Source organism: Bradyrhizobium sp. PUT101 (genome assembly GCF_052043945.1).
Classification (GTDB): domain Bacteria; phylum Pseudomonadota; class Alphaproteobacteria; order Rhizobiales; family Xanthobacteraceae; genus Bradyrhizobium.
This window is the reverse complement of record NZ_CP197207.1, coordinates 3,904,655-3,928,997: the sequence shown is the minus strand read 5'-3', so window position 1 is coordinate 3,928,997 and position 24,343 is coordinate 3,904,655. Positions and strand designations below refer to the sequence as shown.

Genomic DNA, 24,343 nt, shown 5'->3' with positions numbered 1-24,343 from the left:
AAGCGCGAGCCGGGGCACATGGCTCCGAGTCTGACGATGCTATCCTGCGTCCCCGCCTTTGCGGGGACACGAGACCTATGCCGGTCGCCCCGTCCCCTCATTGAGCAAGCACGCCACCTGGTGCACGTCGCCAGCGTCCACCAGCGCCGGCCGCTCCGTCCTGCAGCGTTCCATCGCAAACCGGCAGCGCGTGTGAAACGCACAGCCCGAAGGCGGGTTGACCGGGCTCGGCACGTCGCCGTCGACCAGCGGCGCCAGCCTCTTCGCGAGCGGATTTGCAACCGGCACGGAGGCGAGCAGCGCCTGCGTATAGGGATGTCGCGGATTGCGGAACAGCTCGTCCTTGTCGGCGATCTCGACGATCCGCCCGAGATACATCACCGCGACGCGGTGGCTGATATGGGCGACCACGGCGAGATCGTGGGCGATGAAGAGGTAGGAGAAGCCGTGCCGGCGTTGCAGGTCGATCAGCAGATTGATCACCTGCGCCTGGATCGAGACGTCGAGCGCGGACACCGGCTCGTCGCACACGATCAGGCGCGGCCCCAGCGCCAGGGCCCGTGCAATGCAGATGCGCTGGCGCTGGCCGCCGGAGAACTGGTGCGGGAAGTTGCGCATCTGGTCCGGCCGCAGTCCGACCTGCTCGAACAGTCTTGCGACCCGTGTCTCCAGTTCCTTGCCGGTTGCAAGCCCATGCACGGCGAGCGGCTCGCCGACGATGTCGCCCGCGGTCATGCGCGGATTGAGCGAGGCAAACGGGTCCTGGAACACGATCTGCATCGAACGGCGATGCGGGCGCAGCGCCGTCTTGGACAGATGCGTGATGTCCTCGCCGTCGAGACGAATTTGTCCCGAGGTCGGCTCGACCAGCCGCAGCACGCTCCGCGCCACCGTGGACTTGCCGCAGCCGGATTCGCCGACGAGGCCGAGCGTCTCGCCGGTTCCGAGCGCGAATGAGACGCCGTCGACTGCATGCACGGTGCCGACTTGCCGGCGCAACACGCCGGCGCGCACCGGGTAGTGCTTCTTGAGGTCGGTGACTTCGAGCAGCGCCTCGGTCATGCCACCTCCGCGACTTCTTCCGCGCGCCAGCAGGCAGCGAGATGGCCGCCGCCCCAGTCAGCGAGCGGCGGATACTCGGCCTCGCAGCGTTTGATGGCGAGCTTGCAGCGCGGCGCGAAAGCGCAGCCCTTCGGCAGCCCCACCAGCGAGGGCACTGTGCCGGGGATTTCGTTCAGCCGCGCCTGCGCAGGGACACCGGATGCCGGGACGGCCGGGATCGAGGCCATCAACCCGCGTGTATAGGGATGCCTTGGCGAGGCGAACAGCGCTTCGACGCCGGCCTCCTCGACCTTTCGCCCCGCATACATCACGATCACGCGCTGCGCGGTCTGCGCGACGACGCCGAGATCGTGCGTGATCAGCACGAGTCCGGTGCCGAGCTCTTTCTGGAGATCGAGGATCAGCGCCAGGATCTGCGCCTGGATGGTGACGTCGAGCGCAGTGGTCGGCTCGTCTGCGATCAGCAGCACCGGCCGGCAGGCCAGGGCCATCGCGATCATCGCGCGCTGGCGCATGCCGCCGGAGAGCTGGTGCGGATATTCCCGCGCGCGCCGCGCCGGCTCGGGAATGCGCACCAGCCTCAGCATCTCGACCGCGATACTTTGCGCTTCCTTCGACGTGATGTTCCGATGCAGCCGCACCGCCTCGACGATCTGGTCGCCGATCCGCATCACCGGATTGAGCGAGGTCATCGGCTCTTGGAAGATCATGGAGATGCGGTTGCCCCTGACCGCGCGCATCTGTGCTTCATCCAGCGACAGCAGGTCGGTGCCTTCGAGCGAGACGGAGCCGCCGACGATGCGACCGGGCGGATCGGGTACGAGCCGCATCAAGGACAGCGCGGTGACGCTCTTGCCGCAGCCGGATTCGCCGACGATCGCCAGCGTCTCGCCGCGCTTCACGCTGAACGAGAGATCGTCGACGGCCTTGAAGAGGCCGGAGTTGGTGAAGAACACCGTCCTCAGGTTCCTCACGTCGAGCACGAGATCGGATTTGTCCGCCATCAGCCGCGTTGCCTCGGATCCAGGATGTCGCGCAGGGCGTCACCGAACAGGTTGGCGCCGAATACGGCGAGGCTGATCGCGATGCCCGGAAAAATCACGAGCCACGGCGCGGTGCGGACATATTCGGCGGCGGATTCCGACAGCATGCGGCCCCATGACGGATAAGGCTCGGGGATGCCGAGGCCGAGGAAGGACAGCGAGGCTTCGGTGAGGATGGTCGAGCCGAGCTGCGCGGTCGCCAGCACGATCAGCGGCGCCAGCGTGTTCGGCAGCACGTGGCGCAGCGCGATCCGCATCTCGCTCATGCCGATCGACTTGGCGGCTTCCACGAACGGCTGCTCGCGAAGCGCCAGCGTATTGGCGCGGATGACGCGCGCGACCGTCGGGATCAGCGGAATGGCGATGGCGATGATCACATTGGGCAGCGAAGGGCCGAGCGCCGCCGTCATCACCAGGGCCAGCACCAGTAGCGGCAGCGCCTGGAGAACGTCGGAGACGCGCTGGAATACGAGATCGACCCAGCCCGAGAGATAGCCGGAGGTGAGGCCGACGATTACGCCGATTGAGCCGCCGAGTGCGGTCGAACCGAGTCCAACCGCGAGCGAGATCCGCGCGCCGTGGATGATGCGGCTGAATACGTCGCGGCCGAAGGAATCGGTCCCCATCCAGTGCGCCAGGCTCGGACGGGCCAGCGCGCGGGCGGAATCGACCGTCAGCGGATCATAGCGCGCGATGAAGTCGGCAAAGATCGCGGTCAGCACGAACACCGTCAGGATGACGAGGCCGGCCGCGCCCAGCACATGCCGTTGCGCCATGAAAAGCACGCGCCGCCAGCCACCGGTCGCATATGCGCCGGCCCGCCTCAGTTCAACGTCGAAGTCGATCGCGGCCAAGCTGATCTCCTAGTCCGTGTATCTGATGCGCGGGTCGAATACCGCGTAGAGCATGTCGACGGTGAAATTCGCGAACACCACCACGACCGCGATGAACATCACGAGGTTCTGCACGATCGGATAGTCGCGCCAGCGGATAGCCTCGACCAGGAAGCGCGCGACGCCGGGAATGTTGAACACGGTCTCGGTGACGATCAGGCCGCCGATCAGGAATGCCGCCTCGATGCCGATCACGGTGATCACGGGCAGGATCGCGTTCTTCAGCGCGTGACGATAGTTCACCGCGGCATCGGAGGCGCCCTTGGCGCGGGCTGTGCGGATATAGTCCTGCCGCAGCACCTCCAGCATCGAGGAGCGGGTGATGCGCATGGTCAGCGCGGCGCTGCGGAAGCCGACGGCGGCGGCCGGCACGGCGTAGGTCGCGAACGCCTCGAGCCAGGTTTGCGGATTCGGATTGAAGATCGGCATCTGGCCGAACATCGCCACCGACGCAGTGAGGATCAGAAGGCCGAGCCAGAACGAGGGCAGGGACAATCCGCTGAGGCTGACGACGCGGAGCGCGTAGTCGAGCTTCGTCCCCTGCTTCACCGCGCTGATGACGCCGAGCGGAATGCCGATCGATGCCGAGAACAGCAGCGCGAGGCCGGCGAGCCGCGCCGTGATCGGGATCCGCGGCAGGATCTCCTGGAGCGCAGGCTTCTCCGAGACATAGGAGTAGCCGAGATCTCCGCGCAGCAAGCCACCGATCCACTGCAGATATTGCGCAACCAGTGGCTGGTCGATGCCGAGCTGTTTCTCGAGATCGGCCTTGTCGGCCGGATCGACGTATCCGGCGGCGGCGAACAGGATATCGACGATGTTGCCGGGGACGATGCGCAGCAGGAAGAAGATGACGATCGAGATCCCGAACAGGGTCACGAGCATCAGGAACAGGCGCCGCACCAGATAGGCAAACATGCATCGCCCTCCGCGAGCCGCTAGTCGTCAGCCTGGCCTGCTACTTGTCGAGCCACACATCCTCGTAGCGGAAGCCGTTGTAGGAGCTGTTCGACATGATCGTGATGCCCTTGACATAGGGCTGCCAGCAGGTGCCGGCCCGTGCATGGAAGATGATCGGGCGGGCGACATCCTCCTGCAGCTTCTTGTCGATATCCCACACCAATGGCTTGCGCTTGCTGGCGTCGGTCTCCTGCGACTGCACGTCGAACAGCTTCTCGATCTCCTTGTTGCAGTAGTTGGTATAGTTCCGTTCCGAGCCGCAGGAATAGTTCTCGTAGAACGACTGGTCGGGATCGTCGACGGCATTGCCGGTCAGATTGAGGCCGAGCATGTAGTCCTTGCGCGCGACCTTCGGGAACCAGTTCGCGGTTTCCACGACGTCGAGCTCGCCGTCGATATAGATGGTCTTGAGCTGGTCGATGAGGATCACGGCGGGGTCGCGATACTCCGCGATATTCCGTGTCGAGACCTTCACCGCGAGATGCTTGTCCGGGCCATAGCCCGCTTTCTGCATCAGCTTCTTCGCTTGCTCCCGGTTGGCGTTGATGTCCCGGCCGTAACCTGGAATGGTCTCCAGCTTGTCCTTGGGCATGCCCCAGATGCCTTGAGGCGGCGGCAGCATGGTGCCGCCGATGTCGGCCTGGCCTTCGAACAGGATGTCGACGAACGCCTTGCGGTCGAGTGCAAGCGCCATCGCCCGGCGGATGTCGATATTGTCGAACGGCGGCGAGGTCGAATTGACGATGATGTTGGTCGAAACGTTGGTCGGCTCGACGGCGCAGACCGCGTTCGGCGCCTGCGACTTGATGTCCTTCAGGAGCGGGATCGTGATATGCGTCGGAAAGGTCATGTCGAACTTGCCGGCAACGAAAGCGAGAATCGCGGTCGAGCGGTTCGTGATGATCGTGTACTCGATGCCGTCGAGATAAGGCAGGCCCTTCTTCCAGTAATCCGGATTTCGCGTGAGCTTGATCGATTCGTTGGCCTTGAACTCGACGAACTTGAACGGTCCGGTCCCGATCGGATGGGTGCGCATGTCCGCCGGCGAGACGTGACAGGGATAGATCGGCGTGTAACCGGAGGCCAGCATCGCCAGCAGCGAGGGCTGCGGCCGCTTCAGGTCGAAGGAAACCTCGAATTCGCCGCTCGTCGTGACGTCGTTGACTTCGCTGTACCAGGCCTTGCGCGGATTCTGCCGCAGCTTCTGCTGTGATTTGCCCATCAGCAGGTCGAAGGTGCACTTGACGTCGGCCGATGTGAACGGCTTGCCGTCGTGCCATTTCACGCCCTGGCGCAGTTTGAACGTCAGCTTCTTGTTGTCGCTGCTCCAGGACCAGCTCTCCGCCAGTTCAGGCCTGAGCGTGTCAGGACTGTTCTGCGCAATGTGCTGATCGTAGATGACGAGGTTGTTGAACACGCCCATGAACGGCACGTTGACCGAATAGGTCGCACCCTCGAGAATTGACGCGTTGGCCGGGCTGTCGCGGTGGTACATCCGCAGGATGCCGCCCTGCTTGGGCTCGCCGGCGAGCGCGGCGGTTGAGGCCGTCAGCACAGATAGCGCCGCCATTGCGGCGAGCGCCCACACGCTCCGCATGCTCATCCTCCCTGGACCTCGGCCTTTTTGGCCGTTTGTCAGACGATAGCGAGGCGCGTGCAGCGAGGCAACCCGCAAGGCGGCGCAGCCTCTCGACAATTCGGATGACGGCAGGCAGCGGGTTTATCTCTCATCCTGTGAGAGTGCAGGTGCGAAGAGGCCGTTCCTGCGTCTTGTGTAGATGCTGTGCGCGGCCGCACAAACAAAGCTGCCGTCGTCCCGGCTCCGCCAGGATGACAGCGGGCCTGCCGCTACGCCCTCACACGATCCTTGATGCCTTGTTCCCCCAATACCGGTCCCGTAATAGCCGCTTGTACAACTTCCCCGTCGGCAGCCGCGGCAACTCCTTCTCGAAATCGACCGAGCGCGGCACCTTCTGCCGCGACAGCGATTTTGCGCAGAACGCGATCAGCTCTTCTGCGAGAGCCGGCCCCGGCACCACGCCCGGCATCGGTTGCACCACGGCCTTCACCTCTTCGCCGAGATCGGCATTGGGCACACCGAAAACGGCGGCATCGGCAACCTTCGGATGGGTGATCAGCAGGTTCTCGCATTCCTGCGGGTAGATATTCACTCCGCCGGAGATGATCATGAAGGTCGCGCGGTCGGTCAGGTACAGGAAGCGGTCGGCGTCGACATAGCCGACGTCGCCGACCGTGCTCATGCTGCCGTCGGGCGAGCGCGCCTCCCTGGTCTTCTCGGGATCGCTAAAATATTCGAACGGCGTTGCCGTCTTGAACCAGACCTGACCGGGGGTGCCGGTCGGGCATTCCCGCATGTTCTCATCCAGGATGTGGAGGTCGCCGAGCAGCACCTTGCCGACGGTGCCGCGATGGCCGAGCCATTCCTCGCTGTCGCAGGCGGTGAAGCCGAGACCCTCGGTCGCGCCGTAATATTCGTGGATGATCGGTCCCCACCACTTGATCATGTCGTCCTTGACCAGGGCCGGGCAGGGCGCGGCGGCGTGGATCGCGATCTCCAGCGAGGACAGGTCGTAGCGCTTTCGGATCTCCTCCGGCAGCTTCAGCATGCGCGAGAACATCGTCGGCACCAGCTGGGTGTGGGTGATGCCCCATTGCTCGACGAGCTGGAGGTAACGCTCGGGATCGAAACTTTCCATGATGATCACGGTACCGCCCATGCGGATCGTGAGGTTCACGGCAGCCTGCGGAGCGGAGTGATAGAGCGGGGCGGGCGACAGATAGACCATGCCTTCCCGGTAGTGCCAAAGCTTCGTCAGAAAATCGAATAGCGGCAGATTGTGTTTCGGTGGCTCTTCCGGCAGGGGCCGCAAGATGCCCTTCGGCCGTCCCGTCGTGCCGGACGAATAGAGCATGGCGGTACCGAGCCACTCGTCGGCGATCGGCGTCTTGGGTAGCTCGGCAGTCGCTTCCGCAAGCCCGACGATACGTTCGCTCTCACCCGGGCCGTCGGCGACGATGCAGAGCTTGACGTCGGGGCAGGCCTTGATCGCCTCGCGCGCGATATCGAGCTTGGCCATGGACGTGATCAGGATCTTCGACTGGCTGTTGACGAGGAGATAGGCGAGCTCGCCCGGCGTCAGGAAGGAGTTGATGCAGGTGTAGTAGAGCCCGGCGCGTTCACCCGCGCCGCAGGCTTCCAGATAACGCGAATTGTTCTCCATGAAGATCGAGTAGTGATCGAGCCGCCTCAAGCCGTGCTTGCGGAACAGATGCGCCAGCCGGTTGCTGCGTGCCTCGAGCTCGCGATAGGTGACCGCCTCGCCCGTCGCCGCCATGATGAAGGCGGGCTGGAGCGGGCGAAGGCGGGCATGCGTACCAGTATACATCGATCCTCCGAGTTTCGATCAGGCGGCAAGAAGCAGGATTTCGCGCACGTCTGCGGGGCCATCGATCTTGCGTGGGTTGCGCGGAATCCAGTTCGTACGCATCGCCTGTTCGGCGATGGCGTCGAAATGCTCCGGCGACACACGCACGTCAGTGAGGCTGCGCGGCATGCCGAGCGAACGGATGAAGGCATCGAGCACATCGGCGGCGTTGCGGCCGGGATAGCCCATGGCGGCGGAAACGATCATTTGCCGCTCGGCGTTGTCGCGTGCATTCCAGCGCATCACCGCCGGCAGCATGATGCAGGAGGTGTAGCCGTGCGGCACGTCGAAGGCCGCGCCCAACACGTAGCCGATGCCGTGGCTCGCGCCCATGGGCACGCCGGCTGAAAGTGCGCCCATCGACAGCCAGGTGCCGATCTGCGCGTCCATCCGGGCGTCGAGATCGGCAGGATCGGCCTTCACCCGCGGCAACGCGTCGGCGAGCATGGCGAGCCCCTTCACCGCTTGCGCATCGGCATAGGGATGCGTCTCGCGCGAGCAGATCGCTTCGACGCAATGATCGACGGCGCGGATGCCGGTGGACAGGAACAGCCATTCCGGCGTGTGCACGGTGATGGCGGGATCGAGGATGGTCGCGCGCGGCACAATGAGCGGATGCCGCAGCATCTGCTTCACATCCGTGCTGCGGTCGGTGACGCCAGCGATCGCGCTGAACTCGCCGCCGGCGATCGTGGTCGGCACGCTGATCTGTCGCACGCTTGGCGCGGTCATCTCGGGCGCGGTGCCCTTATGGACGCGGATGCGCTCGATGCCCTCGATGTCGTCGATATCGTTGGCAAGGCAGAGCTGCACCGCCTTGGCACCGTCGGTGATCGAGCCGCCGCCCACGGTGACGATGAGGTCGGCGCCCGCTTCGCGTGCGCTTTGGGTCGCCGCAATCACCGCCTCACGCGGCGTATGTGCCGGCATGGCGTCGAATAGTCCCGCGCAGCGCGGGCCAAGCGCCTCCTTGATCTTCGTGATCTCGTCGGTCTGTCGGTGGAGCGTGCCCGAAACCATCAGGAACGCGCGGCGCGTTCCCAGCCGGTCCATCTGCGCGACGATGGCGCCGGCTGCAGGATGGCCGAACACGACCTCCTCGATCGCGCCGAAAACGACACGTCCCTGATGCACGCCGGTCCTCCCCGGACAATTCGTCTTGTTTTTGTAGGGGCAGCCTAGCCGAGTGGTGGCCGTCCGTCATGCGCGAAGGCGCTGGGGTGGCCGCTCTGCTCCCTTGCAGGTTCTTACCGGGAGATGGACGGAAGAAAGCCCTGTCAACCCGCCATCCGGTCAAGGTGCTTGTCCAAGCCTCGCGCGCAGCGCGGTCTTGAACAGTTCATCATCGCAACACATCTTGTGTCGCCCGCGGGTAGGCGAGTACCCTGCTTTTTCTGCGGCTTTGATGCGAGGACCTGGGATGAGCGGACCTGACGGAAGCGAGCAGTTTGTCAAAAAGCACGATTTCGTTCAGCCTCGGCTCTACGCGACTATAGGCCTTCTCGCTGTGGCATTCGCGCTGGCCGGCTGCGACAAGCCGGCATCACAGGCCGCTGCCCCGCCGCCGGCGCAGGTGACAGTCGCCCAGCCGGTCAAGCGCACGGTCACCGATTGGGACGAGTTCACCGGCCGCTTCGAGGCGGTGGAGGAGGTGCAGGTGCGGCCGCGCGTCGGCGGCTTCGTCAACTCAGTCGAGTTCACGGACGGCGCCATCGTGCGTCAGGGCGATCTGCTCTACGTGATCGACCCGCGGCCGTTCGAGGCGGTGGCCACTCAGGCGGAGGGGCAGCTGTCGGATGCACGGGCCAAGGTGGAACTCGCCAAGCGCGAGCTCGATCGCGGCCTCAGCCTGGTGCAGACCAGTGCCGTCTCCGAGCAAGTGGTCGATCAGCGCCGCCAGGCCTTGCAGGCCGCGCATGCGGCCGAGATGCAGGCGGAAGGCGCGCTGAAGGCGGCGAAGCTCAACATCGAATTCACGCATGTCACGGCGCCGCTGACCGGCCGCGTCAGCCGCCACCTCGTCAGCCCCGGCAATCTCGTGCAGGGCAGCGACAACGCAACGTCGACGTTGCTGACCTCCATCGTGACGCTCGATCCGATCTACATCTATTTCGACATGGATGAGGCGACATTCATCAAATACAGCAAGCTGTGGTTCGAAGGTCGTCGCCCGAGCTCGCGCGACACGGCAAACCCGGTGCAAGTGTCTCTCGCCGGCGAGACCAAGCCGTCTCACGAAGGCGCCATCAACTTCCTCGACAATCGCCTCGACGTCTCCACGGGAACGCTGCGCAGCCGCGCGGTGGTCAAGAACACCGATTTGTCGATCCTGCCCGGCCAGTTCGGCCGCGTCCGCCTGATCGCGAGCGCGCCTTATGAGGCGCTGCTGATTCCGGACGCCGCTGTTGCGACCGACCAGTCCCGCAAGATAGTTCTCGTGGTGAAACCTGATGATACGGTCGAGGCGCGCCCTGTCTCGCTCGGGCCACTCGACGAGGGCCTGCGCGTGATCCGTGAAGGGCTGAAGCCGGACGATCGCGTCATCGTCAGCGGCATCCAGCGCGCCCGCGTCGGTGCCAAGGTCGCCCCGCAGACCGCGCAAACCCCGGCCGGTGGCAAGTCATGAACCTCGGCCGCCTCTCCATCAACCAGCCCATCCTGGCGATGGTGCTGTCGATCGTGCTGCTGATCGTCGGCGCGCTCGCTTATACCACGCTGCCGGTGTCCGAATATCCGCAAGTGGTGCCGCCCACCGTGGTCGTCACCACGCAATATCCCGGCGCCTCGGCGCAGACCGTGTCCGACACGGTCGCGGCTCCGATCGAGCAGCAGATCAACGGCGTCGAGGACATGCTGTATCTTTACAGCCAGGCGACCTCGAACGGACAGTTGACGATCACCGTCACCTTCAAGCTCGGCACCGATCTCGACAAGGCCCAGGTGCTGGTGCAGAACCGCGTCGCGATTGCACAGCCGCAATTGCCGGACGAGGTGCAGCGCAACGGCGTCGTCACCCGCAAGAACTCGCCCGACATCCTGATGGTCGTGTTCATGCTGTCGCCGGACGACACCTTCGACCAGCTCTACATATCCAACTACGCGCTGCTTCAGGTCCGCGACCAGCTGCTGCGCATCGACGGCGTCGGCGACATCCAGATTTTCGGCGCGCGCGACTATTCGATGCGGCTGTGGCTCGACCCTGACCGAATTGCCAATCTCGGCCTGACTTCGACCGAGGTGCTGGCCGCGATCCGCGCGCAGAACGTGCAGATTGCAGGCGGCCAGATCGCCGAGCCGCCGATCGCGGACCGCGCCTTCCAGCCCAACCTCACCTTCACCGGACGCCTGAAAGACCAGAAGCAGTTCGAGGACATCCTGATCAAGGCCGGTTCCGACGGTCGTACGGTGCGGCTGCGCGATGTCGCCCGCATCGAGCTCGGCGCACTGGCGTATTCCACCAACAGTTTCCTGTTGCGCAAATCGGCCGTCGCCATGCTGGTGACCCAGCGGCCCGGATCGAACGCGCTCGCGACGGCAAAGAGCATCTCCGACACCATGACGAAGCTCAAGGAGAGCTTTCCGAAAGGTCTCGACTACAACATCGGCTATAATCCGACCGAGTTCATCGCCCAGTCCGTCCACGAGCTGATCAAGACAATCTACGAAGCCATGCTGCTGGTGGTCGTCGTGGTGCTGGTGTTCCTGCAGGGATGGCGTCCCGCGATCATCCCGATCATCGCTATCCCGGTCTCGCTGGTCGGCACGTTTGCGGTGATGGCGGCGCTTGGATTCTCCATCAACAATCTGACCTTGTTCGGGCTCGTCCTCGCCGTCGGCATCGTCGTCGACGACGCCATCGTCGTGGTGGAGAATGTCGAGCGACATCTCGAGCATGGCATGAGCAGGCGTGATGCCGCGCTCAAGACCATGGAGGAGGTCGGCGGCGCGCTGGTCTCGATTGCGCTGGTGCTCAGCGCCGTGTTCGTGCCGACCGCGTTCTTAGGAGGCATATCCGGGCAGTTCTTCCAGCAATTCGCCGTCACCATTGCGGTTGCGACGGCGATCTCCTGCTTCTGCTCGCTGACGCTGTCGCCGGCGCTGGCCTCGCTGATCCTGACGCCGCACGAGGAGAAGAAGCCTCCGGCCGCTTGGAACGTGATCGCGCGCGGCTGGAACGCCTTCACCGGCGTCTTCAACCGCGTGTTCGACCGGCTCGCGCACGGCTATGCCAGCGTCGCCGATTTCGTGATCCGGCATTCCGTCGTGATGATCCTGATCTACGTCGTGCTGATCGGCAGCGCCGGCTGGCTGATCGTGACCACGCCGCAGGGCTTCATCCCGGCGCAGGATCGCGGCTACGTCATCATATCGGTGCAATTGCCCGGGGCGGCCTCGCTGGCGCGTACCACCGAGGTCGTGCGCGAGATCGAGCGGATCTCGCTGGATACGCCGGGTATCGTCCGCGTCGCCGCCTTCGCCGGTTTTTCCGGCGCCACGCGCACCCAGGCCGGCAATGCGGCGGCGCTGTTCCCGGTGTTCGACGAGCCCGAGGCGCGGCTGAAGAAGGGGCTGTCCGCGAACGCCATCACGGTCGAGCTGCGCAAGCGCCTGGCCGCGATCCAGGGCGCCTTCATCATCGTGATTCCGCCGCCGGCCGTACCCGGCATCGGCACCGGCGGCGGCTTCACCATCCGCATCCAGGACCGCCAGGGTCGCGGGCCTGAGCTGCTCGCCGCGGCCACCGACGAGCTCGTCGCCGCGGCGCGCAAATCGCCCTTGCTGCTCGCTCCGACGGTGTTCTCGCCGTTCTCAGCCAACACGCCGCAGCTCTTCGTCGACATCGACCGCACCAAGGCGCAGAAGCTCGGCGTGCCCATCGCCAACGTCAACGACACGATCCAGACCTATTTCGGATCGACCTATGTCAACGACTTCAATCTGTTCGGGCGCACCTATCACGTCACGGCGCAGGCGGACTTCCCGTTCCGGAAAGAGCCCAGCGATCTCGCGCGATTGCGGACGCGCAACGCCAATGGCGACATGGTGATGCTCGGCAGTGTGGTCGAGTTCAAGGACGTGTCCGGCCCCGACCGCGTGGCGCGCTACAATCTCTATGCGGCGTCCGAACTTCAGGGCGAACCGGCGCCGGGCACCAGCTCGACCACCGCGCTCAACACCATCAAGCAGCTCGCGGACGACACGCTGCCGAGCGGCTTCACCTTCGAGTGGACGGACCTGTCCTACCAGCAGATCACTGGCGGCAACGCCGGCCTCTACGTGTTCCCGATCTGCGTGCTGTTCGTCTATCTCGTGCTCGCCGCGCAATATGGCAGCTGGACGCTTCCGTTCGCGGTGATCCTGATCGTGCCGATGTGCCTGTTGGCTGCCACCATCGGCGTGCGCATCATGGGCCAGGACGTCAACATCCTCACGCAGATCGGCTTCGTCGTTCTGGTGGGGCTTGCAGCGAAGAACGCGATCCTGATCGTCGAGTTCGCGCGCGACATCGAGAACGAGGGCAAGCCGCGGCTGGAAGCCGTGATCGAGGCCTGCCGCCTGCGCCTGCGGCCGATCCTGATGACGTCGTTCGCCTTCATCCTCGGCGTGCTGCCGCTGGTGATCTCCAGCGGCTCCGGCTCGGAGATGCGGCAGGCCGTGGGCGTTGCCGTGTTCTTCGGCATGATCGGCGTCACGCTGTTCGGGCTTCTGTTCACGCCGATCTTCTATGTGGTGGTGCGGAACCTCGCAGAGGGACGGCGGGACAAGAAGCCGGAGATCGCGGCCTGACGACGGTCGGTGGTCACTGGCGCATCCCCATCACGGCTGTCGTCCCCGACGAGCGGCGACACGATTTTTGTGACACGCAGCTCCATACTAACGGCCTATTTGAAATGGATGGGCACGCGCGGGGTTCTTCACTAATATCCGCGCGATTTCACAACAGAAGACTTCTGGGAGTTAACATATGAAATCAGCCCTTTTGGTCGCTGCTGCAACCTCGGCCGTATTGCTCGCCGCGCCGGCCTCCGCGCAAGGCGTCAAGATCGGCATCCTCAACGATCAGTCCGGCGTCTATGCCGACTACGGCGGCAAATGGTCGGTCGAAGCGGCCAGGATGGCGATCGAGGATTTCGGCGGCGAGGTACTCGGCCAGAAGATCGAGCTCGTCACCGCCGACCACCAGAACAAGCCGGATCTCGCCAGCTCGATCGCGCGCCGCTGGTATGATGTCGAGAACGTCGACATGATCACGGAGCTGACGACCTCCTCGGTCGCGCTCGCGATCCACGAGCTTTCCAAGGAAAAGAAGAAGATCGACATCGTCGTCGGCGCCGCGACCTCGCGCCTCACCGGCGATGCCTGCCAGCCCTATGGCTTCCACTGGGCCTACGACACCCACGCGCTCGGCGTCGGCACCGGCGGCGCACTGACCAAGGCCGGCGGCGACACCTGGTTCTTCCTCACCGCGGATTACGCCTTCGGCTATGCGCTGGAGAAGGACACCAGCGAGATCGTCACCGCCAATGGCGGCAAGGTGGTCGGCTCGGTTCGCGTGCCGCTCAACTCCTCGGACTTCTCCTCCTTCCTGCTCCAGGCGCAGAGCTCGAAGGCGAAGATCGTGGGCCTCGCCAATGCCGGCCTCGACACCACCAACTCAATCAAGCAGGCGTCCGAGTTCGGCATCGTCTCAGGCGGCCAGAAGCTCGCGGGCCTCTTGATGACGCTCGCCGAAGTCAACGGCCTCGGTCTCCAGGCCGCGCAAGGCCTGGTGCTCACCGAAGGCTATTACTGGGATCTCAACGACAAGACGCGCAATCTCGGCGAACGCTTCCTCAAGCGCACCGGACGGATGCCGAGCATGATCCATGCGGGCACCTATTCGGCAACGCTGAGCTACCTGAAGGCCGTCAAGGCCGCCGGTACCAAGGACCCGGATGCCGTCGCCAAGAAGCTGAAGGAGCTGCCGGTCAACGACGATTTCGCGCAAGGCGGCAAGGTGCTCGAGAACGGCCGCATGGTCCACGACATGTATCTGTTCGAGGTCAAGAAGCCGTCGGAGTCGAAGAAGCCGTGGGACTATTACAAGCTGCTCGCCACGGTCCCGGGCGACAAGGCCTTCTTCACCGCCAAGGAAAGCGGCTGCCCGCTGACGAAGTAGGGAAGCGGCACAGCGAGCGCCACACACTCGGTGTCATCCCCGCCTAGTGCGCAATTGCGCACGGGAGCGGGGATCCATAACCCCAGGGAGACGTGTGGCGCGAGATGCCCACTCCGAGTCTTCGCAAAACGACTTACTGTGGGTATGGGTCGGATCTTCGCTGCGCTCGTCCGGGACGACAGCGGAATGTATGGCGGCGGATTGCCTCACACCATCCGCAACACCACAGCTCCCAGCGTTCCTGCCCACAACGCCATGGCGGCGATGCTCTGGATCGCGAAACCCATGCCGCGCTTGGCCGCAGCCTTCGAATAGCCGACGAAATAGACGATGCGGCCGATGATCCAGATCACGCCGATACCCGCCGCGATGGCGTCGCTGATATAGATCGCGAACAGCCACAGCGCTGGCAGGAAGATCGGCATCCATTCCAGCGTGTTCATCTGGATGCGGAAGGCGCGTTCGAAATCCGGATGGCCCGACATCGCGGGCACCTTGACGCCGGTCTTTGTGCGCGAGCGTGACACGTTGATGGCGGTGAAGAAATAAAAGGCGATCGCAAGCAGCGTGACCAGGGCGGTGAGATGATACATGGTTGGTTCCTCGATGAGATGGCGCTTCAATAGCCCGTCAGCTCGAGATAGCCAACGCCGTCATGCGTCCCGGCAAAGCTGATCGGTCCTTCCCAATAGGAAAAGCCGGTCCCCATCCAGGCCCTGGGATTGAGCGGCTTGCACAGAATCGAGAACGATCGCGAGGGGATTGCGATCTGCCACTCCACCGGCAACTTGCGTCCCGCGACATCCGCGGTTGCCTTCGGCATCATCTGGATGTCGCTGCCCGCAATCATCTGCGTCTCGCCCGTGGCGCTGATCCAGTTGCCGAACGGATAATCCTTGCCGTCCTTCTGCCGCAGCCGGTACAGCATCAGCTTGTCGCCGGATGCGAGATGCAGCGAGAGCCAGTCCCAGCCGGTCTGGTCGGTATCGAGCGGCTGGCTGCTCCATTCCCTGTCCATCCAGGCCTGGCCGGTGACATCGACGGACCTGGCATCGATCGTGAAGTTGCCGCGCGCCCGATAGAACGGCTGGCTGTAATAGTAGGATGCCTGGCCGCGCTCGGACTTGCGGCTGTAGCCGCCGTCGCCTTGCAAGACCACCGGCCGGTCCGCCTCCAGCGTCAGCGCATAGCTGAAATCGGTGCCGGACGCCTTCAGCGTCAGCGGCGCCAGTGTGCGATCATCGGTGCGCTCGCTACTCTTCATCTCCCAGTCGTCGATCCAGGCATCGAACGGTTTGGCTGTCACGCCGGCCTGCCCCACGCCACCGCGCGAAAACGTTTCGGCGAAGCGGTGGGTGTCGGCGCGCGTCACCGCGGCATGCGCCATCCACACCTGCTGATTGGCCCAGCCTTCGCCTTGCGGACCCGGCTGCGCGGCCTGGCGGAACAGCGTCCATTGCAGGCCGCACGCCGCGCCGCTGCCATCGACGAGGTTTGCCGTGAGATACCACCATTCGATGCGAAAGTCCGGATGCGGCCCGTGATCGGCGGGAAAGGTGAATGCCTTTCCCGGCGTGACCTTGGCAAAGCCGTCGGCGGTCTCGCCGAGCCCGGCATAGCCCTGCGCGCCGGCGCGCCGCGCGAGAGCGAGGGCGGCGATGCCGGCGGCGAAGGCGCGCCGCGAGATCCGGTCAGCGCTCATTGGCAAACACCTTGACGAGAGTCGCCGGCTGCATCCGTGCCAGCCGCAGCATCGGCAGCAAGGCGGCCACCAGCGAAGCAAGCAGTGCGACCACGACCAGCTCGATCAATTGCAGCGGAAACACGTGGAACGGCAGCCGCCAGCCGAATGCCTTCACATTGACGATCGCAATCAGGCACCACGCCACCAGCAGGCCGAGCGGCACCGCCAGCACGGACGTGAACAGTGCGACCGAGAGCGCCTTGGTCAGCTCGATCGCGGCAAGGCGCGGCCGCGTGATGCCGATCGCCCACAGCGGCGCGAGCTGCGGCAGTCGGGAATTCGCCAGCGTCAGCAGGCTCGTGAGAAGCGCGATGCCGGCGACGCCGAGCGTGAAGGCGTTCAGCGCCGAGGTGACCGCGAAGGTGCGATTGAAGATGCGGATCGATTCCGCCTTCACCGTCGCCTGATCGGCGACGCTGCGGTCGTCGAGCGCAAACTGCTTCTGCAAAGCCGCGATCAGGCCGGGGATATTTTCCTTGGCGACGATCAGGCCCATCCGCGTCTGCGGCGTCTGCGGAAACTGCCGGACCAGCGCCGCGACATTCACGGCAAGCTGCCCCCTGGGATTGCCGTAATCGGCATAGATGCCGACGATGTCGAGCTCCCAGGTGCCGCCCGGCGCCGGCACTTCGATCACATCACCGAGGCGCACATTCAGCCGGCGGCTCAACTGCTCGCTGATGAAGGCGGCGTTCCCCGGCACCAGCCGGGTCCAGGCGCGCGGCGCGGCTTGCAGCAGCGGCCAGCGCTCGCGATACAGCGCGTGATCGGGCAGGCCGAGCAGCTCCACGGGCTGGCCCTGAATCTGCGCTTCCGCGCGTCCGCCCGAGAGGGTCGCCTGGACTTCGCTGCGCTGCTTCAGCCAGTTGCGGATCGCAACGCCTTGGGCATTGTCGGACGCGCTGATGTAGACGTCGGCGGCGAGCCGCCCGTCGAGCCAGCCGATGAAGGTGCGGCTGAAGGTCTCCACCATGGTGGACACGCCGACATTGACGGCGAGGGCGAGCAGCAGCGCCATCAGCGCGAGCGACAATCCGGAAAGCTGTTGTCGGCTGTCCGCCCAGAACCACAGCGCAAGCGGGCCACGCGCGACGCGCTGGCCGGCGAGCAGGATGATGTCGAGGAAGGCCGGCAGGATCAGCGCCGCACCTAACATCAGGGCGGCGAGCACGCCAAAGCCCGCGATCAGCGATTGCCCGTAGTGGAGCAGCAACAGAGCGACCGCGAACACGGCGCAGGCCGCACAGCTCTGCAGGACCAGCCAGCGGCGTTGCCGTTGCTGCCAGGCTCGCGGCTGGGCGGTTGCCAGCACCGGCATCCTGATCGCCTTGATCAGGCTCGTTGTTGCCGCCACCAGCGCGCCGGCAACGCTGATGCCGATGCCGGCGAGCCACCATTCGCCTCGCAGGCTGAGCTGCCCCGGGATCTGCGCGCCATAGAGCCCGCGCAGCGAGGCCGCGACGTCGGGCAGCAGGGCCGCGGCGATGAAATAGCCGCAAGCGAGCCCGATCAGCCCGGCGATCAGCGCCAGTGCCACCAGCTCGACCACCAGCACCGTGTTGACCAGCCGCGCCGAGGCGCCGCAGGCGCGCAAGGTCCGCAGCATCGGCAGCCGCTGCTCGAAGGCGAGGCCGACGGCCGAATTGACGATGAACAGGCCGACAAAGAACGACAACAGGCCGAACGCGGTGAGATTGAGATGGAAACTGTCGGTGAGGTGCTCAAGCTCCGTCTCGGCATCCGGCTCGACCCGCTGCAACTGCTCGCCAACGACGCTGGCCAGCGGCGCCGGCTTGCCCTTCGGTTTGCCGATCAGGAGCCGGGACACCTGATCCGGCTTGTTGAGGAGGCGCTGTGCCACGCCGATATCGACCACGAGCACGTCTGGCACGAGTTGCGGCAGCACGCGCAGCGGCGGCAGCTTTGCGCCATTGCTGATCGCCGGCGCCGCGCCTTCCGCCTCCTGCAAGTCGGCCAGCGTTTCCCGCGCGACCAGCGTCTGGCCCGGCGGCGCCACGAAGCTGCCCAGATCTGCGGCACCGAGACGCGGCGCGTTGCCGACATCGGCCGGCAGCGTCACCGGCTCGATGCCGAGCAGCCGCGCCGAGCGCCCGTTGATTTGGACCCGTCCCTCCAGCACCGGCGAGACCGGCCAGCCCGCGCGCCGGAGCTTGACGAACAGTTCCTGGGAAAAGGTTGCCGCATTTGGCGCCACCAGCATCGCCGTGCGCACGCCGCCGAACGTCGCCGCGGCACGGTCATAGGCATTGCGGGCCTGCTGGTTGATCGCCTGCACGCCGCTCCATAGCGCGGTCGCCGCGATCAGCCCGATCAGCAGCGTGGCGAACTGCATCTTGTGACGCCGCCAATGGCTGAGCAGCACGGCGAGGATCCACAGCGCGCGCCTCATGCGATGCGCCCCGCATGCAGGGTGAGGTGACGGTCGAGGGTCGCAGCCAGATGCAGGCTGTGCGTCACCATCAGGAAGCCGCAGCCGGTGCGCGCGACGAGGTCGCGCGTCAGCGACAGCACGTCCTCGGCGGTGGCTTCGTCCAGATTGCCGGTCGGCTCGTCCGCGAGCAGCAACGCGGGCTTTGTCGCCAGCGCGCGGCCGATCGCGACCCGTTGTTGCTGGCCGCCTGATATTTGCTCTGGATAACGCTTGAGCAGGCTGCCGAGTCCGAGCCGCTCGACAAGCTCCTTGATCCAGGCGGCATCAAGTCGGCCGGCGATCCGGGCCTGGAAGGCGAGATTGTCCGCGACCGAGAGGCTCGGAATCAGGTTGAATTGCTGAAAGACCAGCCCGATGCGATCCCGCCGCAAGCTGGCGCGTCCCGCATCCGACAGCTTGGTGACCTCGATCTCCTCGAGCCGGATCGTGCCGCCGTCGGCAGCATCGAGCCCCGCGATCAGGTGCAGCAATGTGCTCTTGCCGCTGCCGGACTCGCCGGTCAGCGCGACGCGTTCGCCGTGCCTGAGGTCGAGATCGACGCCGCGCAGCACATGGACCGGCTCGTCGGCCGACGAGAACGTCTTGGAAAGATTTCGGATGCTCAGCACGATGAATGGCGCCGGACGGAATTAACGGAATTGCTGCGTAGCACACCTGCTGCGGAAATGCCGGGTTGCGTTGGTTGTGAAGCCGTTGTTAGCTTCCAAGACGGCCAAATCAAAAAAGGGCCAAAAAGACATACGGGGAGATTCATGAGCGCTCAGGGAACGCCAGCGGTGGCGGGCAAGACGGCAGGGCAATCCAAGGCAACGCCGAAGGGAGCCTGGACCGTTACATTTCTCCTCTTTCTCTTCATGGTGGTGAACTTCGCGGACAAGATCGTCGTGGGTCTCGCCGGCGTGCCGATCATGACAGACATGAAACTCAGCGCCGAGCAGTTCGGCCTGCTCGGATCTTCTTTCTTCTTCCTGTTCTCGATCTCCGCCATCGTGGTCGGCTTCATCGTCAACAAGGTGCCGACGCGCTGGGTGCTGCTTGCTCTGGCTGTCATCTGGGCGCTGGCGCAATTTCCGATGGTCGGCACCGTCTCCTTCACCACGCTCCTGATCTGCCGCATCGTGCTGGGCGCCGGCGAAGGCCCGGCCTTCTCGGTCGCCGCGCACGCCATCTACAAATGGTTCCCCGACGAGAAGCGCACGCTGCCGACCGCGATCCTGTCGCAAGGCTCGGCCTTCGGCGTCATCCTCGCGGTGCCGGCGCTGAACTGGGTCATCGTCAACCATTCCTGGCACTATGCCTTCGGCGCGCTTGGCGTCGTCGGCCTGATCTGGGTTGCGGCCTGGCTCACGCTCGGCAAGGAAGGGCCGCTGGAGGACACGCAAGTCTCGGCCGCGACCGAGCCGAAGATCCCTTATTTGCAGCTTCTCACCTCGCGCACCTTCATCGGCTGCGTCGCCGCAACCTTCGGCGCCTATTGGGCGCTGTCGCTCGGCCTGACATGGTTCACGCCGTTCATCGTCAAGGGGCTCGGCTTCTCACAGAGCCAGGCCGGCTTCATCTCGATCCTGCCCTGGGTGTTCGGCGCCACCGTCGTCATGCTCACCGGCTGGATCTCGCAGGTGATGATGGCGCGCGGCTACAACACCCGTGCGGCGCGCGGCGTTCTCGGCTCGGTGCCGCTGGTGATCGGCGGGCTGATCCTGGCGATGATGCCGCATGTCCAGGGCGCGGGCCTCCAGATCGCGTTGCTTGTGGTCGGCTCGGGCCTGTGCGGGGCGATCTATGTCGTCTGCCCGCCCATGCTCGGCGAATTCACTCCGACGTCGCAGCGCGGCGCGATTCTCGCGATCTACGGAGCGCTCTACACGCTCGCCGGCATCATCGCGCCGGCCGTGATGGGGGCCACGATCCAGCGTGCCGGCAGCATGCTCGACGGCTACATGACCGGCTTCACCATCAACGCCGTGATCATGGTCTGCTCCGGCCTGCTCGGCCTGCTGCTGTTGTGGCCGAACACCGAAAAGGCCAGGCTGACGCGTGGCGCCGCTCCGCAGGCCGCAGCACTGAAGGGCGCGGTGTCGCCGACGTAAGGCGATGCTCTCCTGCCCTCCCCTGGAGGGCAGGGCTATCGCATATGGAAGCGCGGCGGGAAACTCGCCTGCGGCCATCCTTCGAGACGCCCGCCTCGGCGGGCCCTCAGGATGAGGGCGGAGTGTGCAGCGGCAGTTTCAAAGGACACCGCTCTAGCGAAGCCTCATCCTGAGGAGACCGCGGAGCGGTCGTCTCGAAGGACGAGGCGCTTGCTCAGACCTTTCCGAGAGATCATATGCGATTCCCCTCCCCTCCAGGGGAGGGTAAGCAAGGCCGCCCGTCTCGCTAATTCAGCCCCTGCGCACCACGAATCAGCCTGCCCGGCCGACGTCCCGTGGCCGCGCCGTGCCGCCGCGTCACCACGCCCGACACGATGGTCGCCTCGTAGCCATCGACATCCTGCAGCAACCTCCGCCCGCCGACCGGCAGATCGTAATGCACCTTCGGCGGATGCAGATGCAGCCGGTCGTAGTCGATCACGTTGACGTCGGCCTTGTAGCCGGGCGCAATCAGGCCGCGGTCGGTGAGGCCGACCGAGAGCGCGGTCTTGCGCGACTGCGCCGCGACCACGAACGGGATCGTGAGCTTCTCGCCGCGCCTGCGGTCGCGCGTCCAGTGCGTCAGCAGATAGGTCGGGAAGCTCGCGTCGCAGATGATGCCGCAATGCGCGCCGCCGTCGGACAGGCCCGGCACCGATTGCGGATCGAGCAGCATCTCGCGCGTCGCATCGAGATTGCCGTCGGAATAGTTCAGGAAGGGCACGTAGAGCATGCCGCGGCCTTCGTCCGACAGCATGGCATCATAGGCGAGCTCCTCCGGCTGACGGCCCTGCCTGCGCGCTTGCGCCCCCAGCGCGTTCTCCGGCGGCTGCTCGTAATCGGGGGGATCGCCGAGCAGAAACATCTTGTCGTAGTCGGGACGGAAGAACAGCGGATCGTCGGTCGCGGTCGCCGTCTCGCTCAGGATCGCCTTGCGCACGTCAGGCTGGCGCAGCCGCGCCAAACGTTCCTGCAGCGGCAGATGGGCGGTCGCCCTGTAGCTCGGATGGGTCTGGAAAGGGTTGCGCGAGAGCTCGAGCCCGAGCAAGAGACCAACGGGGCGCGCCGCGATCTGGGCGGTGATGGAGAGGCCGCGCCGCGCTGCCGCATTGATCTCGTCCAGCGTCTGGCGCCAGCGCTGCGGTGCCTTGTCGTTCTGCGTGATCGAGAACGAGATCGGGCATTTCGTCGATTCTGCGACCCGCAGCATCATCGGCAAGTCTTCGTGGATGGTGGAGAGGTCGAGCACGAACTGCAGCACGCTGCGGCCCTGCCGGTGCATCGCGCCGGCAATCGCGGTGAGCTCGTCCTCGCCTGCTTTCAGCGTCGGCGTGAAATCGCCGGTCGAGGTGCGGTGGTTGAGCGTGCGCGAGGTCGAGAAGCCGAGCGCACCGGATCGCACTGCCTCGCCCGCGAGCTTTGCCATCGCCGCATTGTCCTCCGCGGTCGAGGGATCGCGGCGCGCGCCACGCTCGCCCATGACATAGACGCGCAGCGCCGCATGCGGCAGTTGCGCGCCGACATCGATGTCGAAATCGCGCCTGGAGAGCCAGTCCATGTAATCCGGAAAGCTCTCCCAGGCCCAGGGAATGCCGGCGCTCAGCACCGGCTCCGGAATATCCTCGACGCCTTCCATGAGCTGGATCAGGCGGGTGTGGTCATCAGGCTTGCACGGCGCAAAGCCGACGCCGCAATTGCCCATGATCGCCGTGGTGACGCCGTTCTGCGAGGACGGCGTGATGTCCTGGCTCCAGGTGACCTGCCCGTCGTAGTGGGTGTGCACGTCGACGAAGCCAGGTGTCACCAGCTTGCCGCGCGCGTCGATCTCTTCGTGTCCCTTCGACGCAATCTTGCCGACCGCGCTGATCTTACCGCCGGTGATGGCGACATCAGCCTCGAACAGCTCGCCGCCGCTGCCGTCCGCGACGGTGCCGCCGCGGATCACGAGATCAGGGGTGCTCATGGTGTTTCTTCCCGTTTTGCTGTTTTGCTTTTCTCTATCCGTCGTCCCGGACAAGCGAAGCGCTGATCCGGGACCCATCCACAGGGAGACGTTTTGCGAAGACTCGTCGTGACCTGTCTTGCGCTGCGATTCCTCCCTGTGGTTATGGGTCCCTGCGCCCCGTGCGCAATTGCGCACTCGGCAGGGACGACGGTTGAATTTGTAGCTCAAGCCTTGGCCGGCTTCCGCTCCGTGAACGGCGACAGCACCACCGTCGCGAGCATGAAGATCACGGACGCCCCGAACACCCAGTGTGGCGCATTCTGGTCCATGATCCAGCCGAACAGCAGCGGGCTGACGATGCCGCCGAGATTGAAACCGGTGGAGACGATGCCGAAGGCGCGCCCCGCAGCGCCGGCGGGCGCCGCATTGCGCACCAGCATGTCGCGGGAGGGCGCGATCACGCCGGAGAGGAAGCCCGCGGTCGCCATCGTGGCGGTCAGCGCCCAGCCCGGCAGCGTCACCAGCGCGATCAGCAGCACGATTGCCGCGTTCGCCGCAAAGCAGGCAGCCGCGACATAGCCGTGACGCTCGGTGTGGTCGGCGAGGAAGCCGCCCGCGAGCACGCCGATGGCGCTGGCGCCCAGGAACGCCGTCAGCGCGATGTTGGCGGCGGAGTAAGAGGCGTCGTAACCGCTCATCAGCGCCACTACGCCGAAATTGTTGATGCCGGCGACCGACAGGCTGAGCAGCATGAACAGCGCGGTCAGGGTGATCAGCGCCGGCGTGATCACCGCCTGCTTCGGCGCGGTCTCGCCGCCCGGCTTCTTCTTGTGCGCGCCGGCCTCGGGAATACCCATGGCGATCAGCAGCAACGCCACCAGGATCGCGATCGCGCCCGACGCGATCAGCGCGCCGCCGCCGCCGGACACGGTGACGAGCGCGGCAACGATCGCCGGCGCCACCGCACCACCGAGAAAGCCAGCAAAGGTGTGGATCGAAAAGGCGCGGCCCATCCGCGCTTCGTCCATGTGCTCGGCCAGGATCGCGTAATCGGCGGGATGGTAGACGCTGTTGGCGAGGCCGAGCAGCACGGCGCAGGCGATCAGTGAAGCGTAGCTGAGGTGCAGCCCAAGCAGGATCAGCGCGCAGCCGCCGAGCGTCAGCCCGGCCAGCAAAATCCTGCGCGCACCGAAATGGTCGACGAGATAGCCGGTCGGCGCCTGCGTCAGACCCGAGACGACGGCGAGTGTGGTCAGCGCAAAGCCGAGCTCGACATAGCCGACGCCGAGCTTTTCCTTCAGGAACGGGAACAGCATCGGCAGGACCAGCAGATGGAAATGGCTGACCCAATGCGCGATCGAGATTCCGGTCAGCGTGCGCGGCGCACTGTCCGCCTTGGCTTGCTGCGGTGCGGCGAGAACGTCGACCATTGCAGTTCCGTTTCACTCCCGATGGAGGCGCAAACTATCGGGGAGAGCGGTTATTTGTCCATGAACGCAGGCGCATGGCA

General features: G+C 65.2%; 17 protein-coding genes. 4 read left to right on the top strand and 13 right to left on the bottom strand.

The window, feature by feature from the left end:
* Positions 1–75: 75 nt before the first annotated feature.
* The 7 genes from ACSHT2_RS19160 to ACSHT2_RS19130 form a co-directional block, all read right to left on the bottom strand.
* Positions 76–1,062: an ABC transporter ATP-binding protein gene (locus ACSHT2_RS19160; protein ID WP_440635785.1), complete on the bottom strand. Its 987-nt coding sequence runs from the start codon at positions 1,060–1,062 to the stop codon at positions 76–78.
* Positions 1,059–2,066: an ABC transporter ATP-binding protein gene (locus ACSHT2_RS19155; RefSeq protein WP_440635783.1), complete on the bottom strand. Its 1,008-nt coding sequence runs from the start codon at positions 2,064–2,066 to the stop codon at positions 1,059–1,061. The genes ACSHT2_RS19160 and ACSHT2_RS19155 overlap by 4 nt, the downstream gene beginning before the upstream one ends.
* Positions 2,066–2,959: an ABC transporter permease gene (locus ACSHT2_RS19150; protein WP_440635781.1), complete on the bottom strand. Its 894-nt coding sequence runs from the start codon at positions 2,957–2,959 to the stop codon at positions 2,066–2,068. Before ACSHT2_RS19150 ends, ACSHT2_RS19155 begins: the two co-directional genes overlap by 1 nt.
* 9 nt (positions 2,960–2,968) lie before the next feature.
* Positions 2,969–3,916, bottom strand: a complete 948-nt coding sequence (locus ACSHT2_RS19145; protein WP_440635779.1) for an ABC transporter permease — start codon at positions 3,914–3,916, stop codon at positions 2,969–2,971.
* 40 nt (positions 3,917–3,956) lie between these two features.
* A complete protein-coding gene (locus ACSHT2_RS19140) occupies positions 3,957–5,555 on the bottom strand; it encodes an ABC transporter substrate-binding protein (RefSeq protein WP_440635777.1) in 1,599 nt (532 codons plus the stop codon).
* 259 nt (positions 5,556–5,814) lie between these two features.
* Positions 5,815–7,365 (bottom strand): AMP-binding protein, encoded by a 1,551-nt coding sequence (locus ACSHT2_RS19135; RefSeq protein ID WP_440635775.1) that lies wholly within the window; start codon positions 7,363–7,365, stop codon positions 5,815–5,817.
* 18 nt (positions 7,366–7,383) lie between these two features.
* Positions 7,384–8,538, bottom strand: a complete 1,155-nt coding sequence (locus ACSHT2_RS19130) for an iron-containing alcohol dehydrogenase (protein WP_440635773.1) — start codon at positions 8,536–8,538, stop codon at positions 7,384–7,386.
* 286 nt (positions 8,539–8,824) lie between these two features.
* On the opposite strand from ACSHT2_RS19130, the gene ACSHT2_RS19125 reads away from it, so the two are divergent.
* The 3 genes from ACSHT2_RS19125 to ACSHT2_RS19115 all read left to right on the top strand — a co-directional run bounded on the left by ACSHT2_RS19125 (position 8,825) and on the right by ACSHT2_RS19115 (position 14,563).
* A complete protein-coding gene (locus ACSHT2_RS19125) occupies positions 8,825–10,030 on the top strand; it encodes an efflux RND transporter periplasmic adaptor subunit (protein WP_440635771.1) in 1,206 nt (401 codons plus the stop codon).
* Positions 10,027–13,191, top strand: a complete 3,165-nt coding sequence (locus tag ACSHT2_RS19120) for an efflux RND transporter permease subunit (protein WP_440635770.1) — start codon at positions 10,027–10,029, stop codon at positions 13,189–13,191. Before ACSHT2_RS19125 ends, ACSHT2_RS19120 begins: the two co-directional genes overlap by 4 nt.
* Positions 13,192–13,369: 178 nt before the next feature.
* Entirely contained in the window at positions 13,370–14,563 is a 1,194-nt protein-coding gene (locus tag ACSHT2_RS19115) for an ABC transporter substrate-binding protein (RefSeq protein WP_440635768.1), read from the top strand.
* A gap of 206 nt (positions 14,564–14,769) precedes the next feature.
* On the opposite strand, the gene ACSHT2_RS19110 is transcribed toward ACSHT2_RS19115, so the two are convergent.
* Genes ACSHT2_RS19110 through ACSHT2_RS19095 form a run of 4 tightly spaced genes read right to left on the bottom strand, consistent with a single transcriptional unit; the run spans position 14,770 to position 19,367 of the window.
* Positions 14,770–15,156 carry an MAPEG family protein gene (locus ACSHT2_RS19110; RefSeq protein ID WP_440635766.1) on the bottom strand — a complete coding sequence of 129 codons (387 nt, stop codon included), beginning with the start codon at positions 15,154–15,156 and terminating at the stop codon, positions 14,770–14,772.
* Between the two features lie 26 nt (positions 15,157–15,182).
* On the bottom strand, positions 15,183–16,265 hold the full coding sequence (locus ACSHT2_RS19105; RefSeq protein ID WP_440635764.1) for a lipocalin-like domain-containing protein: 1,083 nt from the start codon (positions 16,263–16,265) through the stop codon (positions 15,183–15,185).
* Positions 16,255–18,717, bottom strand: a complete 2,463-nt coding sequence (locus tag ACSHT2_RS19100; protein ID WP_440635762.1) for an FtsX-like permease family protein — start codon at positions 18,715–18,717, stop codon at positions 16,255–16,257. Before ACSHT2_RS19100 ends, ACSHT2_RS19105 begins: the two co-directional genes overlap by 11 nt.
* Positions 18,714–19,367 (bottom strand): ABC transporter ATP-binding protein, encoded by a 654-nt coding sequence (locus ACSHT2_RS19095; RefSeq protein WP_440635761.1) that lies wholly within the window; start codon positions 19,365–19,367, stop codon positions 18,714–18,716. The genes ACSHT2_RS19100 and ACSHT2_RS19095 overlap by 4 nt, the downstream gene beginning before the upstream one ends.
* Positions 19,368–19,511: 144 nt before the next feature.
* Here ACSHT2_RS19095 and ACSHT2_RS19090 point away from each other — a divergent pair, with 144 nt between their 5' ends.
* Positions 19,512–20,849 carry an MFS transporter gene (locus ACSHT2_RS19090; RefSeq protein WP_440635759.1) on the top strand — a complete coding sequence of 446 codons (1,338 nt, stop codon included), beginning with the start codon at positions 19,512–19,514 and terminating at the stop codon, positions 20,847–20,849.
* Positions 20,850–21,135: 286 nt separating this feature from the next.
* On the opposite strand, the gene ACSHT2_RS19085 is transcribed toward ACSHT2_RS19090, so the two are convergent.
* Both ACSHT2_RS19085 and ACSHT2_RS19080 read right to left on the bottom strand, forming a co-directional pair.
* Positions 21,136–22,851, bottom strand: a complete 1,716-nt coding sequence (locus tag ACSHT2_RS19085) for an N-acyl-D-amino-acid deacylase family protein (RefSeq protein WP_440635757.1) — start codon at positions 22,849–22,851, stop codon at positions 21,136–21,138.
* A 206-nt stretch (positions 22,852–23,057) separates the two neighbouring features.
* A complete protein-coding gene (locus tag ACSHT2_RS19080) occupies positions 23,058–24,263 on the bottom strand; it encodes an MFS transporter (protein WP_440635755.1) in 1,206 nt (401 codons plus the stop codon).
* Positions 24,264–24,343: the final 80 nt, after the last annotated feature.